Source organism: Leptolyngbya sp. CCY15150 (assembly GCF_016888135.1).
Classification (GTDB): Bacteria; Cyanobacteriota; Cyanobacteriia; order RECH01; family RECH01; genus RECH01.
The window spans coordinates 1-756 of the sequence record NZ_JACSWB010000230.1 but is presented as its reverse complement, the minus strand read 5'-3'; the positions used below and the strand labels follow the sequence as shown (position 1 = coordinate 756).

1 pseudogene is annotated in these 756 nt (G+C 55.3%); it reads right to left on the bottom strand.

The annotated features are described in order from the left end of the window. Nucleotides 1-745, bottom strand: a pseudogene (locus JUJ53_RS18090) (ISNCY family transposase); the annotation flags it as partial. Nucleotides 746-756: the final 11 nt, after the last annotated feature.

Genomic DNA, 756 nt, shown 5'->3' with positions numbered 1-756 from the left:
TGGGGATGTCAATGCCTTCGAGGTGCTCATAGAGGGTGGTGTGGGATTGCGGACGACACACCAGGATGAAGTTGAGGTGTTGGTCTAGAAGCTGCTGACACAAGGGCTGGTGGCAATAGAGGTCATCGCCCAAGACCGTCACCTTCAACGGGCTAAAGCGTTCTCCATGCTGCATCAACCACCGTTTCGCTGCAGCCGTCTCACAGTCCTGTTTGTCATGCCCGTCTTGCGGCACGATAAACTCTGGCACCAACGGAATCACGTGAGCCTGTCCTGGGGCGACGATGACTGGGGTGATGACGCTATGGACGTAGTGGGTCTCGCTTGACGTCAGCGTACGGGTTGAACAGTTCGAACAGTGGATCTGGCTCGAACTGAAGTATTCGGTGCCATCGATGGCCATCAACAGCGTATCGGCAACCGAGCGAAAGCCCTCTAATTGCCCTTGCTCGGCTAACACCTGCAGGATGTCCTCAAACACAGGAAACACCTCCTCAGGGACTACCGCATCCAACAAGTCCCGGATCTGGTTGTCACTGGGAAGTCGATGGACACCAAACAGGCTTTGGGCGTTACTTTTCCCTTTACTGCCCTCCATCATGCGCTGATAGGACAGAAACGACGGGGTTTGCGTGAAGAACACACTGAAGGCGCTCAAAGCGGCATCGTCCATCCCATAGCGGGTGTTCTTGCCCGTGCGTTTGTCCGGTAGCGACGACAAACGCTGGCGAAATGAACCGACTATGGTGTCGAACA